16 protein-coding genes are annotated in these 14,956 nt (G+C 70.4%); 8 read left to right on the top strand and 8 right to left on the bottom strand.

Annotated elements, in window-relative coordinates:
• The first annotated feature begins 5 nt into the window (after positions 1-5).
• The 7 genes from rnpA to HNR67_RS05435 all read left to right on the top strand — a co-directional run bounded on the left by rnpA (position 6) and on the right by HNR67_RS05435 (position 5,625).
• A complete protein-coding gene (gene rnpA / locus HNR67_RS05465) occupies positions 6-377 on the top strand; it encodes a ribonuclease P protein component (protein WP_185001019.1) in 372 nt (123 codons plus the stop codon).
• Complete coding sequence (gene yidD, locus HNR67_RS05460) at positions 374-658, top strand: membrane protein insertion efficiency factor YidD (RefSeq protein ID WP_185001018.1); 285 nt, start codon at positions 374-376, stop codon at positions 656-658. Before rnpA ends, yidD begins: the two co-directional genes overlap by 4 nt.
• Before the next feature lie 3 nt (positions 659-661).
• Entirely contained in the window at positions 662-1,738 is a 1,077-nt protein-coding gene (yidC, locus tag HNR67_RS05455) for a membrane protein insertase YidC (protein WP_185001017.1), read from the top strand.
• A 27-nt stretch (positions 1,739-1,765) separates the two neighbouring features.
• Positions 1,766-2,296 carry a Jag family protein gene (locus tag HNR67_RS05450; RefSeq protein ID WP_247765885.1) on the top strand — a complete coding sequence of 177 codons (531 nt, stop codon included), beginning with the start codon at positions 1,766-1,768 and terminating at the stop codon, positions 2,294-2,296.
• Positions 2,297-2,987: 691 nt separating this feature from the next.
• Positions 2,988-3,677, top strand: a complete 690-nt coding sequence (gene rsmG, locus HNR67_RS05445) for a 16S rRNA (guanine(527)-N(7))-methyltransferase RsmG (RefSeq protein ID WP_407645111.1) — start codon at positions 2,988-2,990, stop codon at positions 3,675-3,677.
• Positions 3,674-4,657: a ParA family protein gene (locus tag HNR67_RS05440; protein ID WP_185001015.1), complete on the top strand. Its 984-nt coding sequence runs from the start codon at positions 3,674-3,676 to the stop codon at positions 4,655-4,657. Before rsmG ends, HNR67_RS05440 begins: the two co-directional genes overlap by 4 nt.
• Complete coding sequence (locus HNR67_RS05435; protein ID WP_185001014.1) at positions 4,654-5,625, top strand: ParB/RepB/Spo0J family partition protein; 972 nt, start codon at positions 4,654-4,656, stop codon at positions 5,623-5,625. The genes HNR67_RS05440 and HNR67_RS05435 overlap by 4 nt, the downstream gene beginning before the upstream one ends.
• Before the next feature lie 52 nt (positions 5,626-5,677).
• Here HNR67_RS05435 and HNR67_RS05430 read toward each other — a convergent pair whose 3' ends face one another.
• Both HNR67_RS05430 and HNR67_RS05425 read right to left on the bottom strand, forming a co-directional pair.
• Positions 5,678-6,625 (bottom strand): D-alanine--D-alanine ligase family protein, encoded by a 948-nt coding sequence (locus tag HNR67_RS05430; protein WP_185001013.1) that lies wholly within the window; start codon positions 6,623-6,625, stop codon positions 5,678-5,680.
• 88 nt (positions 6,626-6,713) lie between these two features.
• Positions 6,714-8,063 carry an aminotransferase-like domain-containing protein gene (locus HNR67_RS05425; RefSeq protein WP_185001012.1) on the bottom strand — a complete coding sequence of 450 codons (1,350 nt, stop codon included), beginning with the start codon at positions 8,061-8,063 and terminating at the stop codon, positions 6,714-6,716.
• Between the two features lie 162 nt (positions 8,064-8,225).
• Between HNR67_RS05425 and HNR67_RS05420 the strand changes: the two genes are divergently transcribed.
• Positions 8,226-8,864 carry a GNAT family N-acetyltransferase gene (locus HNR67_RS05420; protein ID WP_185001011.1) on the top strand — a complete coding sequence of 213 codons (639 nt, stop codon included), beginning with the start codon at positions 8,226-8,228 and terminating at the stop codon, positions 8,862-8,864.
• A 60-nt stretch (positions 8,865-8,924) separates the two neighbouring features.
• Here HNR67_RS05420 and HNR67_RS05415 read toward each other — a convergent pair whose 3' ends face one another.
• From HNR67_RS05415 to HNR67_RS05390, 6 genes are all read right to left on the bottom strand, one after another.
• Complete coding sequence (locus HNR67_RS05415; RefSeq protein WP_185001010.1) at positions 8,925-10,079, bottom strand: N-acetylmuramoyl-L-alanine amidase; 1,155 nt, start codon at positions 10,077-10,079, stop codon at positions 8,925-8,927.
• Between the two features lie 295 nt (positions 10,080-10,374).
• The gene (trxA, locus tag HNR67_RS05410; RefSeq protein WP_185001009.1) at positions 10,375-10,701 is read right to left on the bottom strand and encodes a thioredoxin; all 327 of its coding nucleotides are present in this window, start codon (positions 10,699-10,701) and stop codon (positions 10,375-10,377) included.
• A gap of 47 nt (positions 10,702-10,748) precedes the next feature.
• Complete coding sequence (gene trxB / locus HNR67_RS05405) at positions 10,749-11,714, bottom strand: thioredoxin-disulfide reductase (RefSeq protein ID WP_185001008.1); 966 nt, start codon at positions 11,712-11,714, stop codon at positions 10,749-10,751.
• A 102-nt stretch (positions 11,715-11,816) separates the two neighbouring features.
• Positions 11,817-12,629: a hypothetical protein gene (locus HNR67_RS05400; RefSeq protein WP_185001007.1), complete on the bottom strand. Its 813-nt coding sequence runs from the start codon at positions 12,627-12,629 to the stop codon at positions 11,817-11,819.
• Positions 12,626-13,243 (bottom strand): RNA polymerase sigma factor SigM, encoded by a 618-nt coding sequence (sigM, locus tag HNR67_RS05395; RefSeq protein WP_185001006.1) that lies wholly within the window; start codon positions 13,241-13,243, stop codon positions 12,626-12,628. Before sigM ends, HNR67_RS05400 begins: the two co-directional genes overlap by 4 nt.
• 44 nt (positions 13,244-13,287) lie before the next feature.
• The gene (locus HNR67_RS05390) at positions 13,288-14,880 is read right to left on the bottom strand and encodes a protein kinase family protein (protein ID WP_312986497.1); all 1,593 of its coding nucleotides are present in this window, start codon (positions 14,878-14,880) and stop codon (positions 13,288-13,290) included.
• Between the last annotated feature and the right edge of the window lie 76 nt (positions 14,881-14,956).

The raw sequence follows: 14,956 nt of genomic DNA, 5'->3' as shown, positions 1-14,956 counted from the left end.
CCGCCGTGCTCCCCGCGGCTGCCCGGCTCACCCGTAGCCAGGACTTCGGCCTGGTGGTACGCCGGGGCCGCCGCGTTGGGCGACCCCGGTTGGTGGTGCACGCGCAACTGTCGAACCCGCCCACCCCTGGCGAGTCCTGCTCGCCGCGGGTGGGTTTCGTCGTGAGTAAGGCCGTGGGCAATTCAGTCGTCCGGCACCGGGTCTCCCGCCGGCTCCGGCACCTGATGCGGGACCGGCTCGACCGGTTCCCGCCGGGCAGCGCACTCGTGGTGCGCGCCCTGCCCGCCTCGGCCGAGGCCACCAGCGACCAGCTCGGTGGCGATCTCGACTCGGCCTTCCGCAAGCTCGGTCTGCCCGTCCACGGTGGTGCGGCGTGAGCGCCGGGCGTGCCGGACCGGTGGCCACCGTGTTGTTGTGGCCGATCCGGTTCTACCGCCGGTTCATCTCCCCCGCCCTTCCCCCGACGTGCCGCTTCTACCCGAGCTGCAGCACCTACGCGGTGGAGGCGCTGACCACACACGGCGCCTTCCGCGGGTCGTGGCTCACCGTGCGCAGGCTGTTGCGCTGCGGACCCTGGCACCCTGGAGGCCTGGACCCCGTTCCGCCGCCCCGCGACCGTGCTTCGGAGCGGGCTTCGTGCAAATCCGCTGAGGAGTAGTTCGTGCTCGACTTCATCAACTACCCCGTGTCAGCCATCATGTGGTTCTGGCACAAGGTGCTCAGCTATGTCATCCCGGAGACCAGCGGGGTGAACTGGGCCCTGTCGGTGATGCTCCTCGTGTTCACCCTGCGCGGGCTGCTGTTCAAGCCGTTCGTCAAGCAGGTGCGCTCGATGCGCAAGATGGCGGAGTTCCAGCCCCAGCTCGCCAAGCTTCGCGAGAAGTACGGCAACGACAAGCAGCGCATGGCCCAGGAGATGCAGAAGCTCCAGGCCGAGGGCGGGTTCAACCCGCTGGGCGGCTGCCTCCCGATGCTGGTCCAGATGCCGGTGTTCCTTGGTCTGCTCAACGTGCTCCAGGGCTTCAAGCCCGGTGCCACGAGCAACTACATCTTCGGCCAGCCCGAGGTCAGCTCCTTCCTCGCCTCGAAGCTGTTCGGCGTGAACCTGTCCGCCGCGATCCGGATGAGCGGCGCGGACCTGGCCACCATCGGCACCGACCGCACCGCCCTGCTGCTGCTGGCCATCCCGCTCATGGTGCTGGCCTCGGCGCTGACCCACCTGACCGCGCGGCACTCGGTGGCCCGCCAGTCGGCGACCGCGGCGGCCAACCCGCAGTCGGCGATGATGAACAAGCTGATGCTGTACTTGTTCCCGCTCGCGGTGCTCGTCGGTGGCCCGTTCTTCCCGGTCGCGATGCTGCTCTACTGGCTGAGCAACAACACCTGGACCCTCGGTCAGCAGTACGTGGTGTACCACCGCATCGACCGCGAGGAAGACGAGAAGAAGGCCGCCGCCATCGAGAAGCGGCAGAACATCGGCCCCAAGCCCGGCCTGAAGCCGCAGCCCGGCCAGAAGCCGGTGCGCAAGCGCCCGGCCAACACCGCCCCGCCTGCCACCTCCTCGGCCGACAAGAACAAGGACACCTCCGCCTCGACCGGGTCGGAGAAGAGCACTGCCCCGCGCAACGGTTCGGACGCGGCCAAGTCCACGGACTCCGCCGCCCCCAAGCCCGGTGAGGTCCCCGGGATCATCCAGAGCCGGTCGACGGGCAAGAAGCAGACCCGCAAGCGCCGCTGAGGCGACTGCAATATGGAAGGAGACACCGTGTCGGAGACCTTGCAGGCGACCGAACAGGAAGCGGACGCCGCTACTCCGGACGCCGGCAACGACGAGAGCCTGCTGGTGCGCGAAGGCGACGTCGCGGGCGACTACCTGGAAAAGCTGCTCGACCTGCTCGACTACGACGGCGACATCGACCTGGACGTCGAAGCTGGCCGCGCGATCGTGAGCATCGACGGCGGCGAGGACCTGGAGAAGCTCGTCGGTCGCCGCGGTGAGGTCCTGGAATCCCTCCAGGAGCTGACCCGCCTCGCGGTCCAGCAGTCCACCGGCAGCCGCAGCCGCCTGATGCTCGACGTGGCGCAGTGGCGCGCCGACCGCCGCGCCGAGCTGAGCGAGCTGGGCAAGTCCACGGCGGAGAAGGTGCTGGAGACGACCAAGCCGATCCGCCTGCGCACCATGACCCCGTTCGAGCGGAAGGTCGTGCACGACGCGGTCGCCGCCGTCACCGGGGTGCACAGCGAGAGCGAGGGCGAGGAGCCGCACCGCCGCGTGGTGGTCTTCCCGACTAGCTGACCAAGAACACGCAGAACGCCCGGCCGGGGCTTCCCCGGCCGGGCGTTTTGTTTTGGGGTGGGGCGGCCGGAGAGATGGGCGGGGAGATCGGCGGTTGGACGGACCCGGGTGGCGGGTCCGGGCTCGGCTGGAGTGAGAGGCCGAGGAGAGGTCGGTGCCCGGTGCCCGCCCGCAGCGCTTGCGCGCGGGCGGGAAGCGCGGGCGGGAAGCGCGGGCGGGAAGCGCGGGCGGGAAGCGCGGGCGGGAAGCGCGGGCGGGAAGCGCGGGCGGGAAGCGCGGGCGGGAAGCGCGGGCGGGAAGCGCGGGCGGGAAGCGCGGGCGGGAAGCGCGGGCGGGAAGCGCGGGCGGGAAGCGCGGGCGGGAAGCGCGGGCGGGAAGCGCGGGCGGGAAGCGCGGGCGGGAAGCGCGGGCGGGAAGCGCGGGCGGGAAGCGCGGGCGGGAAGCGCGGGCGGGAAGCGCGGGCGGGAAGCGCGGGCGGGAAGCGCGGGCGGGAAGCGCGGGCGGGAAGCGCGGGCGGGAAGCGCGGGCGGGAAGCGCGGGCGGGAAGCGCGGGTGTGGTGGGGGTGGGTTGTGGGGAACTGGGGGTGAGTGGCGGCCGGGTGGGGCGGGGGTGAGTCTTGGTTCGTGGTCTTATTGGGCGTCTGGGTTTTGGTGGTCGTTTCACGTGAAACGGCGACTGGAGGGATGGGGAGTGGGCGTGGTTTCACGTGAAACGGTGCCGGTGCCGGAGTTGGCGGCGCGGGTGTTCGGGGATCGGTTCGACCTGGCGGTGCGGTTCGCCGATCTGCTCATCGAGCACGGCGTGGAGCGTGGGCTGATCGGGCCCCGTGAGGTTGAGCGGGTCTGGGATCGGCACATGCTCAACTCGGCCGTGGTGGCCGATCTGCTGCCGCCTTCGGTGTCCGTGGTCGACGTCGGCTCTGGGGCCGGACTCCCCGGACTGCCGATGGCGATCGCTCGGCCCGACGTCTCCATCACCCTGCTGGAGCCGATGGCTCGCCGGGTCGCCTGGCTGACTGAGGTCGTCGAGGAACTGGACCTCGACGTCGAGGTGGTTCGGGGACGTGCTGAGGAGAAGGCCGTTCGGGAACAGCTCGCTGGTGCCGATGTAGTGACTGCACGCGCCGTCGCGCCGTTGGCGAAGCTGGCCGGGTGGTGTCTGCCGTTGGTTCGGCCCGAAGGGCAACTGCTGGCGCTCAAGGGGTCGAGTGCGGCGGAGGAGTTGGAGCGGGACGCGCAGGCGGTGGCGGCGGTTGGGGGCGTGAACGGTCGGATTGTGGTGTGCGGGGAAGGGGTTCTTGAGGTGCCGACGACGGTAGTTGTGGTCGATCGCGCTCCAGGGCGTGACGGGAAGCGTCGGAGAAGGAAGGATCGGGGATGAGGCCGGAGTCGCCCCAGTTTTCACATTCGGAGCGCGAAACGGCCCACGTTCCACGTGAAACACTCGCACCGGATTCGGTGACACCCCACGCGCCCGAGGAGAGCCCCGTGTGGACCCCCATTGCCGAGGAAGCCGAGCGCGCTACCCGCGTGCTGCACCCCGACGCCCTGCAGTTGCCCCGCCCGGCCCGTCGCCGCGTGCTCACCGTGGCCAACCAGAAGGGCGGCGTCGGTAAGACCACCAGCACGGTGAACCTGGCCGCCGCGCTCGCCCTGCACCACCTCAAGGTCCTGGTGATCGACCTCGACCCGCAGGGCAACGCGAGCACCGCCCTGGGTGTCGAGCACCGGTCCGGCACCCCCTCCATCTATGAGGTGCTGATCGGCGAGATCTCGCTCGCCGACGCGGCCGCGCCGAGCAACCAGACGGACAACCTGGTCTGTGTCCCGGCGACCATCGACCTGGCCGGCGCCGAGATCGAGCTGGTCTCGATGGCCGCCAGGGAGTCCCGGCTCAAGGAGGCCCTCTCCCCCGAGGCGCTGGACTCCCTGCAGCCCGACTACGTCTTCATCGACTGCCCGCCCTCGCTCGGTCTGCTCACGCTGAACGCGATGGTGGCGGCGCAGGAGGTGCTCATCCCGATCCAGTGCGAGTACTACGCGCTGGAGGGACTGAGCCAGCTGCTCGGCAACATCGAGCTGGTGCAGCAGCACCTGAACCCGGACCTGGACGTCTCCACCATCCTGCTCACCATGTACGACGGCCGCACCAAGCTGGCCGACCAGGTGACCACTGAGGTGCGCAACCACTTCCAGGAACGCGTCCTCAAGACCGTGATCCCTCGTAGCGTGAAGGTGTCCGAGGCGCCCGGCTTCGGGCAGACGATCATCACCTACGACCCGGGTTCGCGGGGCGCGATGAGCTACCTCGACGCAGCCAAGGAACTCGCCGTACGCGGCGCCGAGATGGGAACCACATGACAGAACGAAAGGGCGGGCTCGGTCGAGGTCTCGCCGCACTGATCCCCAGTGGCCCGCCGCCCGGTGCGGCGGGTGCCTCCTCCCCCACCGCCACCGCGGTGGCCGCCCGGACCAAGGGTGAGGTGGAGCCGGAGACCTCGGTGGCCGGTGCGGTCTACCGCGAGGTGCCGACCGCGGCGATCAAGCCGAACCCGAAGCAGCCCCGGCACGTCTTCGACGAGGACGCGCTGTCCGAGCTGGAGCACTCGATCCGCGAGTTCGGGCTCATGCAGCCGGTCGTGGTGCGGGAGCTGGGCAAGGGTCAGTACGAACTCGTCATGGGTGAGCGGCGCCTGCGGGCGACGCAGCTGGCGGGGCTGGACCGGATCCCGGCCATCGTCCGGCAGACCGCCGACGAGGCGATGCTGCGGGACGCGTTGCTGGAGAACATCCACCGGGTGCAGCTCAACCCGTTGGAAGAGGCGGCCGCCTACCAGCAGCTGCTGGAGGAGTTCGAGGTCACCCACGAGGAGCTGGCCGGCCGGATCGGCCGCAGCCGCCCGGTGATCACCAACACCATCCGGCTGCTGAAGCTGCCCCTCCCCGTGCAGCGCCGGGTCGCCGCCGGCGTGCTCTCCGCCGGACACGCCCGCGCGCTGCTCGGCCTGGACGACCCTGGCCGTCAGGAGGACCTGGCCGCCAAGATCATTGCTGAGGGGCTGTCGGTCCGGGCGACCGAGGAGGCCGTGGTGCTCGCCAAGAGCGAGCTGCCCGCCAAGGCCAAGCCCGCCGCGCGCAAGCCGATCCAGGCCCCCGGTCTGCAGGACCTGGCGGAAAAACTGTCGGACGCCTTCGACACCCGGGTCAAGGTCGAACTCGGCCGCCGCAAGGGCCGGATCGTGCTCGAATTCGGCTCCGTGGACGATCTTGAGCGGATCGTGGAGCTGATGGGACATAACGGGGCAAAACGGTCACAGCAGAGCGACTAGCCAGGGTATTGCCGACTTATGTCACGGTGACGTTTTCGGATGGAAACGCAAATCAGCTGCGGGCGAGCGCTCGCTCGACCAGGGTGCCGAACACCTCACCGAGCGAGCGCCCGGCGGCCTCCACCGCCATCGGCAGCAGCGAGGTCTCGGTGAGACCCGGCGAGACATTCACTTCCAGGAAGTGCGGCGTGCCATCCGGCGTCACGATCGCGTCGGTCCGGGAGATGTCGCGGAGGCCGAGCAACTGGTGCGCGGCCACCGCCAGCTCCCCCACCGCCCGCTGGGTCTCCGGCGAGAGCCGGGCCGGGGCGTGGAACGTGGTGAGTCCCGCGGTGTACCGGGCCGAGTAGTCGTACACGCCGTTCTCCGGCTGGATCTCCACCGCCGGCAGGGCCAGGGGCCCCTCGGCGGTGTCCACGACCGCCACGGCCACCTCAACGCCCGCAACGTAGGTCTCCGCGAGCACGGTGTCCCCGTAGGCCAGGCAGTCCACCATCGCGGCAGGCAGGTCCGCGGCGTCCCGGACCACGGTCGCGCCCAGCGCGGAGCCGCCCTGGTCCGGCTTGAGCATCAGCGGCAGGCCGAGCCGGTCGACCAGCGCGTCCAGCACCGCCTGCGCGCCGAGCACCCGGAACGTGCTGTGCGGCAGCACCACCCAGTCCGGCGTGCTCAGCCCGGCCCTGGCCAGCTCGCCCTTGGCGGTCGGCTTGTCCCAGGCGCGCCGGCAGGCCCTCGGGTCGGTGCCGACATAGGGCACGCCGAGCATCTCCAGCACCGACTGCACCGCGCCGTTCTCGCCCTCGCCGCCGTGCAGCGCCACCACCGCGGCATCGGGCCGGTGCTGCCGCAGCCGCTCCAGCAGGGCGCCGTCGGCGTCCCACTCCTCCACGGTCAGCCCGGTCTCGCGCAGCGCGGCGGAGAGCCTGCGGCCCGACCGCAGCGAGACCTCCCGCTCGTGGGACAGCCCACCGGCCAGCACCGCGACCCAACGATCAGACACTGCACAGCTCCTCGCCTGGAAAGTGCCGACGGTCCACTGTGATTGTCCACAGTGGACCGTCGGTGAAAACGTTGCGGGATAAGGCCGGTCAGGCCGTGTCCGGGGACGGCGACTGCGGGCCGGTCGGCTGGCGGCGGACCACCTGGCCGAAGGTGCTGATCAGCTCCAGCTCACCCTCCAGCACGGTGGCCAGCCTGCGCACGCCCTCCCGGATCCGCTCCGGCGTCGGGTAGCAGAAGGACAGCCGCAACTGGCTGTTGCCGGTGCCGTCGCCGAAGAAGGCGGTGCCCGGCACGAAGGCCACCCGCTGGGTGACCGCGCGCGGCAGCATCGCCTTGGTGTCAATGCCTTCCGGCACGGTCAGCCACACGTAGAAGCCGCCGTCCGGCCTGGTCCAGCGGCAGCCGGCGGGCAGGTGTGCCTCCAGCGCGCCGATCATGGCGTCCCGGCGCTCCCGGTACACCTCGCGGTAGGTCTTGATCTGGCCCATCCAGTCGTGCTGGGCCAGGTACCGGGACACCACGGCCTGGGTGAAGGTGGGCGGGCACAGCGTGGCCGATTCCGCGGCCAGCACCAGCTTCTCCCGCACCGCGTGCGGGGCCAGTGCCCAGCCGACCCGCAGCCCCGGTGCGAAGGTCTTGGAGAACGAGCCGAGGTAGACCACGTTCTCCGACTCCATCGAGCGCAGCGCCGGGTAGGTCTGGCCGTCGAAGCCGAGCATCCCGTACGGGTTGTCCTCGACCACCAGCACACCGTGCCGGGCGCAGATCTCCAGCACCTCGGCCCGCCGGTGCACGGCCAGGGTCACGCCAGCCGGGTTGTGGAAGTTCGGGATCGTGTAGAGGAACTTCACCCGTCGCCCGGCCGCGGCCAGTGCGCTCAGCGTGCGCTCCAGCTCCGCCGGGATCAGGCCCTCGTCGTCCAGCGGGACGTGCACGACCTCGGCCTGGTAGGCGGTGAAGGTGCCCAGCGCGCCCACGTAGGAGGGAGCCTCGGCCACCACCACGTCGCCGGGATCGCAGAAGATCCGGGTGACCATGTCCAGGCCGGACTGCGAGCCCACGGTGACCGTGACGTCGTCCGGGTGGGCCGAGATGCCCTCCAGCGCCATGATCTGGCAGATCTGCTCACGCAGTGCCGGGATGCCCTGGGCCGAGCCGTACTGCAGCGCGGTCTGGCCCTCGGTGGCCAGCAACTGGGCCACATCGGCCGAGAGCGTCTCCAGCGGCAGCGCGGCCAGGTAGGGCATGCCACCGGCCAGTGAGACCACCTCGGGCCTGCTGGCCACCGCGAACAGGGCCCTGATCTCCGATGCCGTCATGCCGGCCGTGCGTGCCGCGTAGCGCCGCAGGTGGGTGTCCAGGCTGCGCCCTGCTGCCGCCGCGGCCGGGACAGCGGACGGATTTTGCTGTTCGGGCTTGGGGGCAGGTAGGTTCATGGCGCGCTCCGGTATCGGCGATCGTCCGAGTCAGTCTAGGCCGCCGGCAGGAGCGATGGCGCCGAGTGTGATCCGGCCTCCCTGTCGAAGCCGGTGCGCTGCGCCTATGCTGGTTCACGGTGCCCGTGGTGCGCGGGCATGCCGTTCTTGCTGGGAGGTCAGGTGTCGCGACGCGTAGTCGGCGTCACGCTGGACAACCTCGACCACCTGTCCCGGCATTCCCGGGGCTGTGTGTTCTGGGAGCTGGCTCCGCATATGAAGGAGCAGTCAGAGGAGTTCGGCCAGACCGAATTCGACAAGGAAGCCTGGATCTCCGCGGTCCTGCTGGAGTGGGGTTCCTGCGGCCGGATCATCTACGCCGACGGGGTGCCCGCCGGGCATGTGCTCTATGCCCCGCCCAGCGTGGTGCCAAGGGCCTCCACCTTCCCCACCTCACCGGCCAGTCCGGACGCGGTGCTGATCACCGCGTTGCAGGTGCTGCCCGAGTTCACCGGTGGCGGTCTGGGCCGGGTGCTGGTGCAGGCGGTGGCCAAGGACCTGACCCGGCGTGGGGTCAAGGCGATCGAGGCCTTCGGCGATGCCACCCCGGATGAGCCCAACTGCGTGCTGCCGGCGGACTTCCTGCTCAGCGTCGGGTTCAAGACCGTGCGCCCGCATCCCAAGTGGCCGCGGATGCGCCTGGAACTGCGGACCGCGCTGACCTGGAAGGAAGACGTGGAGGCAGCGCTGGAGCGGCTGCTGGGCACGGTTTCCATCAGTGCCACCGCCGGGACCAAGGAACCGAGCTTCCGGCCCGTCTGAGACGTACGAGAAAGGCCCCCGACCCGGGAAACCGGGCGGGGGCCTTTCTCGTGGCTGGGGTCAGGCCGTCTCGGCCTTGGACAGCTCGTACTTGAGCAGGTCGTCGAAGGTGAAGGTGCCGGTGGGCTGGTCGTTCTTGCCCAGCAGGTACAGCCGCTTCACCGCGACCAGGATGCCCTCGGCCACCACGTCCCGGAACGCCGGGTCGAGCAGCCTGCGGCGGTCCTCCGGGTTGGTCAGGTAACCGGTCTCCACCCGGACCGCGGTGCAGCGGGTCAGCCGCAGCGAGTCCCAGGTCTTGGGGTGGGTGCCGCAGTCCAGCATGCCGGTGCGGGCGGTCAGCTCGCGCTGGATGAAGCCGGCCAGGGCCTCACCGACGGTGGAGCTGGTGCCGTGGCCACTGCTGCCGAAGTGGAAGGTGGCCACGCCGCGGGCGTGCGGGGAGGCGTTCGCGTCCGAGTGCAGGGACAGGAACAGGTCCGCGTTGGCGTTGTTGGCGAACTGGGCGCGGTCGGACTCCGGCGGGCACACCTGCGGACCCCTGGCCAGCAGGGCCTCCATGCCGGTGGCCACCATGCGGCCCTCCAGCCGCCTGGCCAGGTCCCACATCAGGTCGGCCTCGGCCACCCCGTCCACCACGATGCCCCGGTCGCCGCCACCGTGACCGGGGTCGATCACGATCCGCTTGCCGGACAGGCGCGGGCCGGACCGGTGCAGGTGTTCCTGCTCACGCAGGAAGACCGGACGGCCGCCGCGGACCTTGGGCGCGAGCTGGCGCAGTGCGCGCAGCGTGCCCGGTCCGCACATGCCGTCCACGGCCAGGCCGTAGTCGCGCTGGAAGTTGCGCAGCGCGTGCTCGGTCTGGTGGCCGAAGAGACCGTCCGCGCGGCCGGCGTTGAAGCCCAGCTCCAGCAGTCGCTGCTGCAGCGTGAGCACATCGTCGCCGCTCATCGGCTGGGAGATCAGGTAGGCCAGGTTGCGGTCACCGAGCTGCCAGCGGGCATCGGTGAGCGCGCGGTAGGTGTTGGGGCCGACGATGCCGTCCGTGATCAGCCCGCGTTGCTGCTGGAAAGAGCGGACTGCGTGCTCGACCTCGCCATCGAAGTTCGTGGGCCTGGCGTGGCCGTTGGTGGCCGGTAGCAGCCCCAGCTTCACGAGAGTCGCCCGGATCTCGGCGACGGCTGGACCGTCATCACCCCGGCGGAGCAGCAGCATGCACCCCTCGCATGACTCGGGCGCCGGAAAATTCGTTTCGGCGCACAGTTAGAGACGTCCTATTGTGCCTTGCGGTCCGAGCAGCCACGTGCGGGGCTACTCCCAGCAGTCGTTCGGCCACCAAAAAGCACAACCCCGGATCTCGGATCCGTCGTCCTGGTGGCAGAACCACTCAGCAGGATGACGAAGAACCGCGAACCGGGGTTGCACGATCCAGCAGGGGACTTTACGCCAGGTTCACCTGAACTGACTCATCGCACAGGTCAGGGCATTGGCGTGGTACCCGGCATAGGACTCAGATCACGTCGCGCAGGTCGGTGAGGATCGCCGCCTTGGGCTTGGCGCCCACGATGGTCTTCACCGGCTTGCCGCCCTGGAAGAGCATCATGGTCGGCACCGACATGATCTGGTAGTCCCGTGCGGTCGCCGGGTTGGCGTCGATGTCGAGCTTGACGATGGTGATCTTGTCGGCGTGCTCGCCCGCGATCTCGTCGAGCACCGGGGCGACCATCTTGCACGGTCCACACCAGGTCGCCCAGAAGTCCACCAGCACTGGCTTCTCGCTCTGCAGGACGTCCTCGACGAAAGTCGCGTCGGACACGACCTTGGTGTTGTTGCCCATCGTCACTCCTTGGTTGTGGGGCAGGTGATTCGGGTCTGCGGGGGTGCTCAGTGGCTCGCGGCCGCTGCGACGGTCTCCGGTTCGGCTTCCTGCCTGGCCAGCCAGCGCTCGGCGTCCATGGCCGCGGCGCAGCCGGAGCCCGCGGCGGTGATCGCCTGGCGGTAGGTGTGGTCGACCAGGTCGCCAGCGGCGAACACGCCGTCGATGTTGGTGGCGGTGCCCGGCGCGGCGACCCGCACGTAGCCCTCGTCGTCGGTGGTGATCTGGTCCTTGACCAGCGCCGAGCGCGGGTCGTGGCCGACCGCGACGAAGAAGCCGGTCAGCGGCAGCACGGTCTCCTCGCCGGTGACGGTGCTCTGCACCCGCACACCGGTGACGGAGGTCTCCCCGATCACCTCGGTGACCTTGGTGTCCAGCAGCCAGCGGATCTTCTCGTTGGCGCGGGCCCGCTCCAGCATGATCTTGGAGGCGCGGAACTCCTGCCGCCGGTGGATGATCGTCACCGACCGGGCGAACCTGGTCAGGAAGGTGGCCTCCTCCATCGCGGAGTCGCCACCGCCGATCACGGCGATGTCCTGGTCGCGGAAGAAGAACCCGTCGCAGGTGGCGCAGGCGGACACGCCGCGGCCGAGCAGGCGCTGCTCACCGGGCACGTCCAGGTAGCGGGCTGCCGCGCCCATGGCCAGCACCACGGACTTGGCCTGGTAGGTGACCCCGTTCGCGGTGACCGTCTTGACCGGCCCGGACAGGTCAACGGCCTCGACGTCCTCGGCCCGCAGCTCGGCGCCGAAGCGCTCGGCCTGGGCACGCATCTGCTCCATCAGGTCGGGACCCATGATCCCGTCCTTGAACCCCGGGTAGTTCTCCACCTCGGTGGTGGTCATCAGCGCGCCGCCGAACTGGGTGCCCTCGAAGACCAGGGGGTTGAGCTGCGCCCGCGCCGCGTAGGTGGCCGCGGTGTATCCCGCTGGGCCGGAGCCCACCACGATCAGGTTGCGTACCTGCGATGACACCTGGGGACCTCCGAGGCCTGAGTCGACGTATGCCGGCTTCGTACCGGCACAACGCGATCCTAGGTGCGGCTGTTCCCAGGTGACTGCGACGTCACATCCGAACTACCTGCCGACGGTCGTGTCCTTCAACACCGAGCAGTCCGCGCTGACCACCAGGATCCGCTGCTGACCGGGTTTGTTGCTCATCAGCAGCAGCACGCCCGGCTTGCCGTCGAGGGTGATCTGGCGCGCGGCCAGCTGGGCGAACCCGCCCGTGTTGTGGGTGGCCAGGCAGGCCTTCAGCTTGGCCGGGTCGGTGAACGGTCCGTAGTCCTTGGACCCGGCGATGCCTCCTGGCACCGACTTGCCGTCCAGGTCCGAACCCTTCAGCGCCAGCACCCCGCCATCGGGGGCGGACGGGGTGGTCACGGCGCTGGTGGGCTGGGCGGTGCCGACGGTCGGCGCCTGGCCCGGCAGCGTGGCGAAGATCAGTCCGGTGGCCGCGGCCAGGCCGACCACCGCGCCGATGCCCCATCCGATGGTCTTGTTGCGCCTGCGGCGGGCGGACGCAAGGTCGACCACCTGGGCCATGGGCTGCGGCTGCGGTGGCTGCTGGTGGAACTGAGGGGGTGCGGGCGGGGCCAGCGGGGCCGCGCCGGGGCGGGCGGCCATGGCCAGCCGCACCTCGTTCTCGATCGCGGCCTCGATCCGGCTCGCCACGTGCTCGGGCATCCGCAGCGGGGGCAGGGCGGCGAGTTCGGCCTGCGTCTCATCCAGCGCGGCGAGGATCTCCCGGGCTTCCGGGTCGGCCTCGATCCTGGGTCGCAGTTGCGCGGCCACAGCGGGGTCGAGGACCCCGGCGTGCAGATCGGCGATGAGATCAACAGACCACGGCGGGCCGTCCGGCACACCGGGCCGGCGCTCGTTGGTGGTCATCGTCCCTCCCGTGGACGCCGCGGTGCCATTGCTCCAGCGTCAGGTGAGACGTTCGCACTTGCATCGGGGTTCCGCAGGTGCCCGAGAAGTTTCGCCAGCTTCGCCCTACCGCGAGCACATCTGCTCTTCACGGTACCTTCGGCGATCCCCAGGATCTGCGCGGACTCGGCTACCGAGTATCCCTGCACGTCCACCAGGATGATCGGCGCGCGCTGCTCCTCGGGCAGTTCGGCGAGGGCGTCCTGGACGGCCAGCGAGGTGACCCGCTCGTCCATCACGTCCCTGGGCGCCACCGGTTCGCGGTGCGGCTCCTCGGGCATCGGCACGGTCGGCCGGGCCTGGCGGCGCCTCACCCGGTCGAGGCATGCGTTCACCACGATCCGGTGCAACCAGGTGGAGACCTGTGACTCGGCACGGAAGGAGGCCGCGGCGCGGAAGGCGGAGATGAACGCCTCCTGCAGCGCATCGGCCGCTTCCTCCGGATCACGCAATGTCCGCAGGGCCACCGCCCACATGCGATCCCGATGACGCCGCACGAGCTCGGTGAACGCGTGTGGGTCGCCGGCAGCATGGGCCGCTATGAGGTCCCCGTCCGAGCTAGCCGCGGCTGTCACGCGGCAGAGAATAGCGTCAGCTCATCCGTGCCTATGACGGGCGTTCACCCGGCACGGACGAAGGTCAGCTCGGACAGCTCGGAGACGTTGCGGTCGCCGCTGCCACCCAGACCGGTGATCCACAGCAACACGAACTTCGTGGCGTCACCGGCTTCCAGGCTGATCTCGGTGTCGCCCTTCTGCAGGGTCCCGGTGCCCAGCACCGTGGTCTCGTCCAGATCGGCGCTGCCAGAGGGCGCGCTGCGCACCTCGATCTTGGTGCCGGCACTCGGCGAGTCGATGACCACCTTGGCCAGCTTGGCCGCCTCGGCCAGGGTGATCATGATGCCCACGCCCGGCTTGCCCCTGGGGAACTGCTGCCGGTAGGTCATGGTCTTCCAGGTCGAGCGCGGATCGCCGTCGACCACCCGCTTGATCCGGTGCGGGTTGTCCGGCTCGCCCTGCACGTTGTAGACGTTCACGCTGGCCACATCGACGGTGCCACCGGACTGGGGCTGCTCGCTCTGCGGCGTGCTCGGCTGGGTGCTGCTGGTCTGACCCGGCGGCGGGGGCGTGGTGGGCGTGAGCGCCACGGTGGGGCCGGAACGGGTCTCCGGGGTGGAGAACATGCCGATCACCGACAGCCCGGCCCAGGCGAGGATGCCCGCGGTGGCCATGGTCAGCAGCGTCATGCCGACGGCGAGCTTGCGCCGCCTGCTCTTCTCGTCCCGCTTGTCGTCCTCGTCGCTGCCCAGCGCCGGGTAGGACTCGGTGAGCGCGGCCTCCTGGGCGCGCAGCGCGGCGGCCTCGGCCTCGGCGGCCGCGGTCTGCTCGAGCACCCGCAGGATGGCCGCGCCGGTGCGCAGGCCGCCGACGCTGGTGTCCTCCAGGCTGCGCACGGCGACCGTGGACAGCTCGTGTGGCACGGCCGGGTGCAGCGTCTGCGGGGAGACCACGGTGCCGTCCGGGCCGGTGGGCGCCGACGGCAGGCCGTTGGGGCCGCCGTCCAGGGCCCAGCGGCAGGTCAGCATCAGGTACAGGGTGGCGCCGAGACCGCGGACGTCCTCGCGGGCGGTCACCTCGGCCCTGGGGCCGGGGAAGGCCAGCCGCAGCTTGCCGTCCGGGGTGACCCGCAGTCGTTGCGGGTGGTCAACGCCCAGCACCAGGCCGGCGTGGTGCGCGGTCTCCACCGCGGCGGCCAGCGGCTCCAGCAGCCGGGAGGCGGTGCCCGCGGGCAGTGGGCCCTCGGTGATCAGGTCCAGCAGATCGGTGCCCTGGGTCCATTCGGCCACCACGATGCCGAACACGCCGTCCCTCGGGTTGACCCCGTGTCCTGGCCAGAGCACGTCCAGCGTCCGGGAGACCCCGGGGTGGGTGAAGCCCGCGGAGTGGGTGGCGCGTTCCAGGGTGCGCCGGGAGCGGGCGGCGGTGCGCTCGTCCGAGGCGTCGCCGATCAGCACGGTGAGAGCAACGTCACGCCCCAGCGCGTTGTCCCTGGCCCGCCAGAACTGGGCTGGGCCGCGTGGATCCTGGCCCGCCAGTGACAACAGGCGGTAGCGGCCGTCACCGAGCGTCGCACCCGGAACGAAGGCGGCAGCACCTACCGCGCCGCCGGCTGGATTCCCGTGCGGCGCCGTGTAATCCGGCGTCCCACTCACCGAGCTTTCTCCCGTTCCGCACGTCTTCTACGGTCGCGACCCCTGACCGTGTGCTGCTGCTCCCGGTCGAGGGTAC

This window comes from Crossiella cryophila (assembly GCF_014204915.1).
GTDB classification, from domain to species: Bacteria; Actinomycetota; Actinomycetes; order Mycobacteriales; family Pseudonocardiaceae; genus Crossiella; species Crossiella cryophila.
The sequence above is the reverse complement of the archived record's forward strand: the minus strand, read 5'-3'. Positions and strand labels throughout refer to the sequence as shown.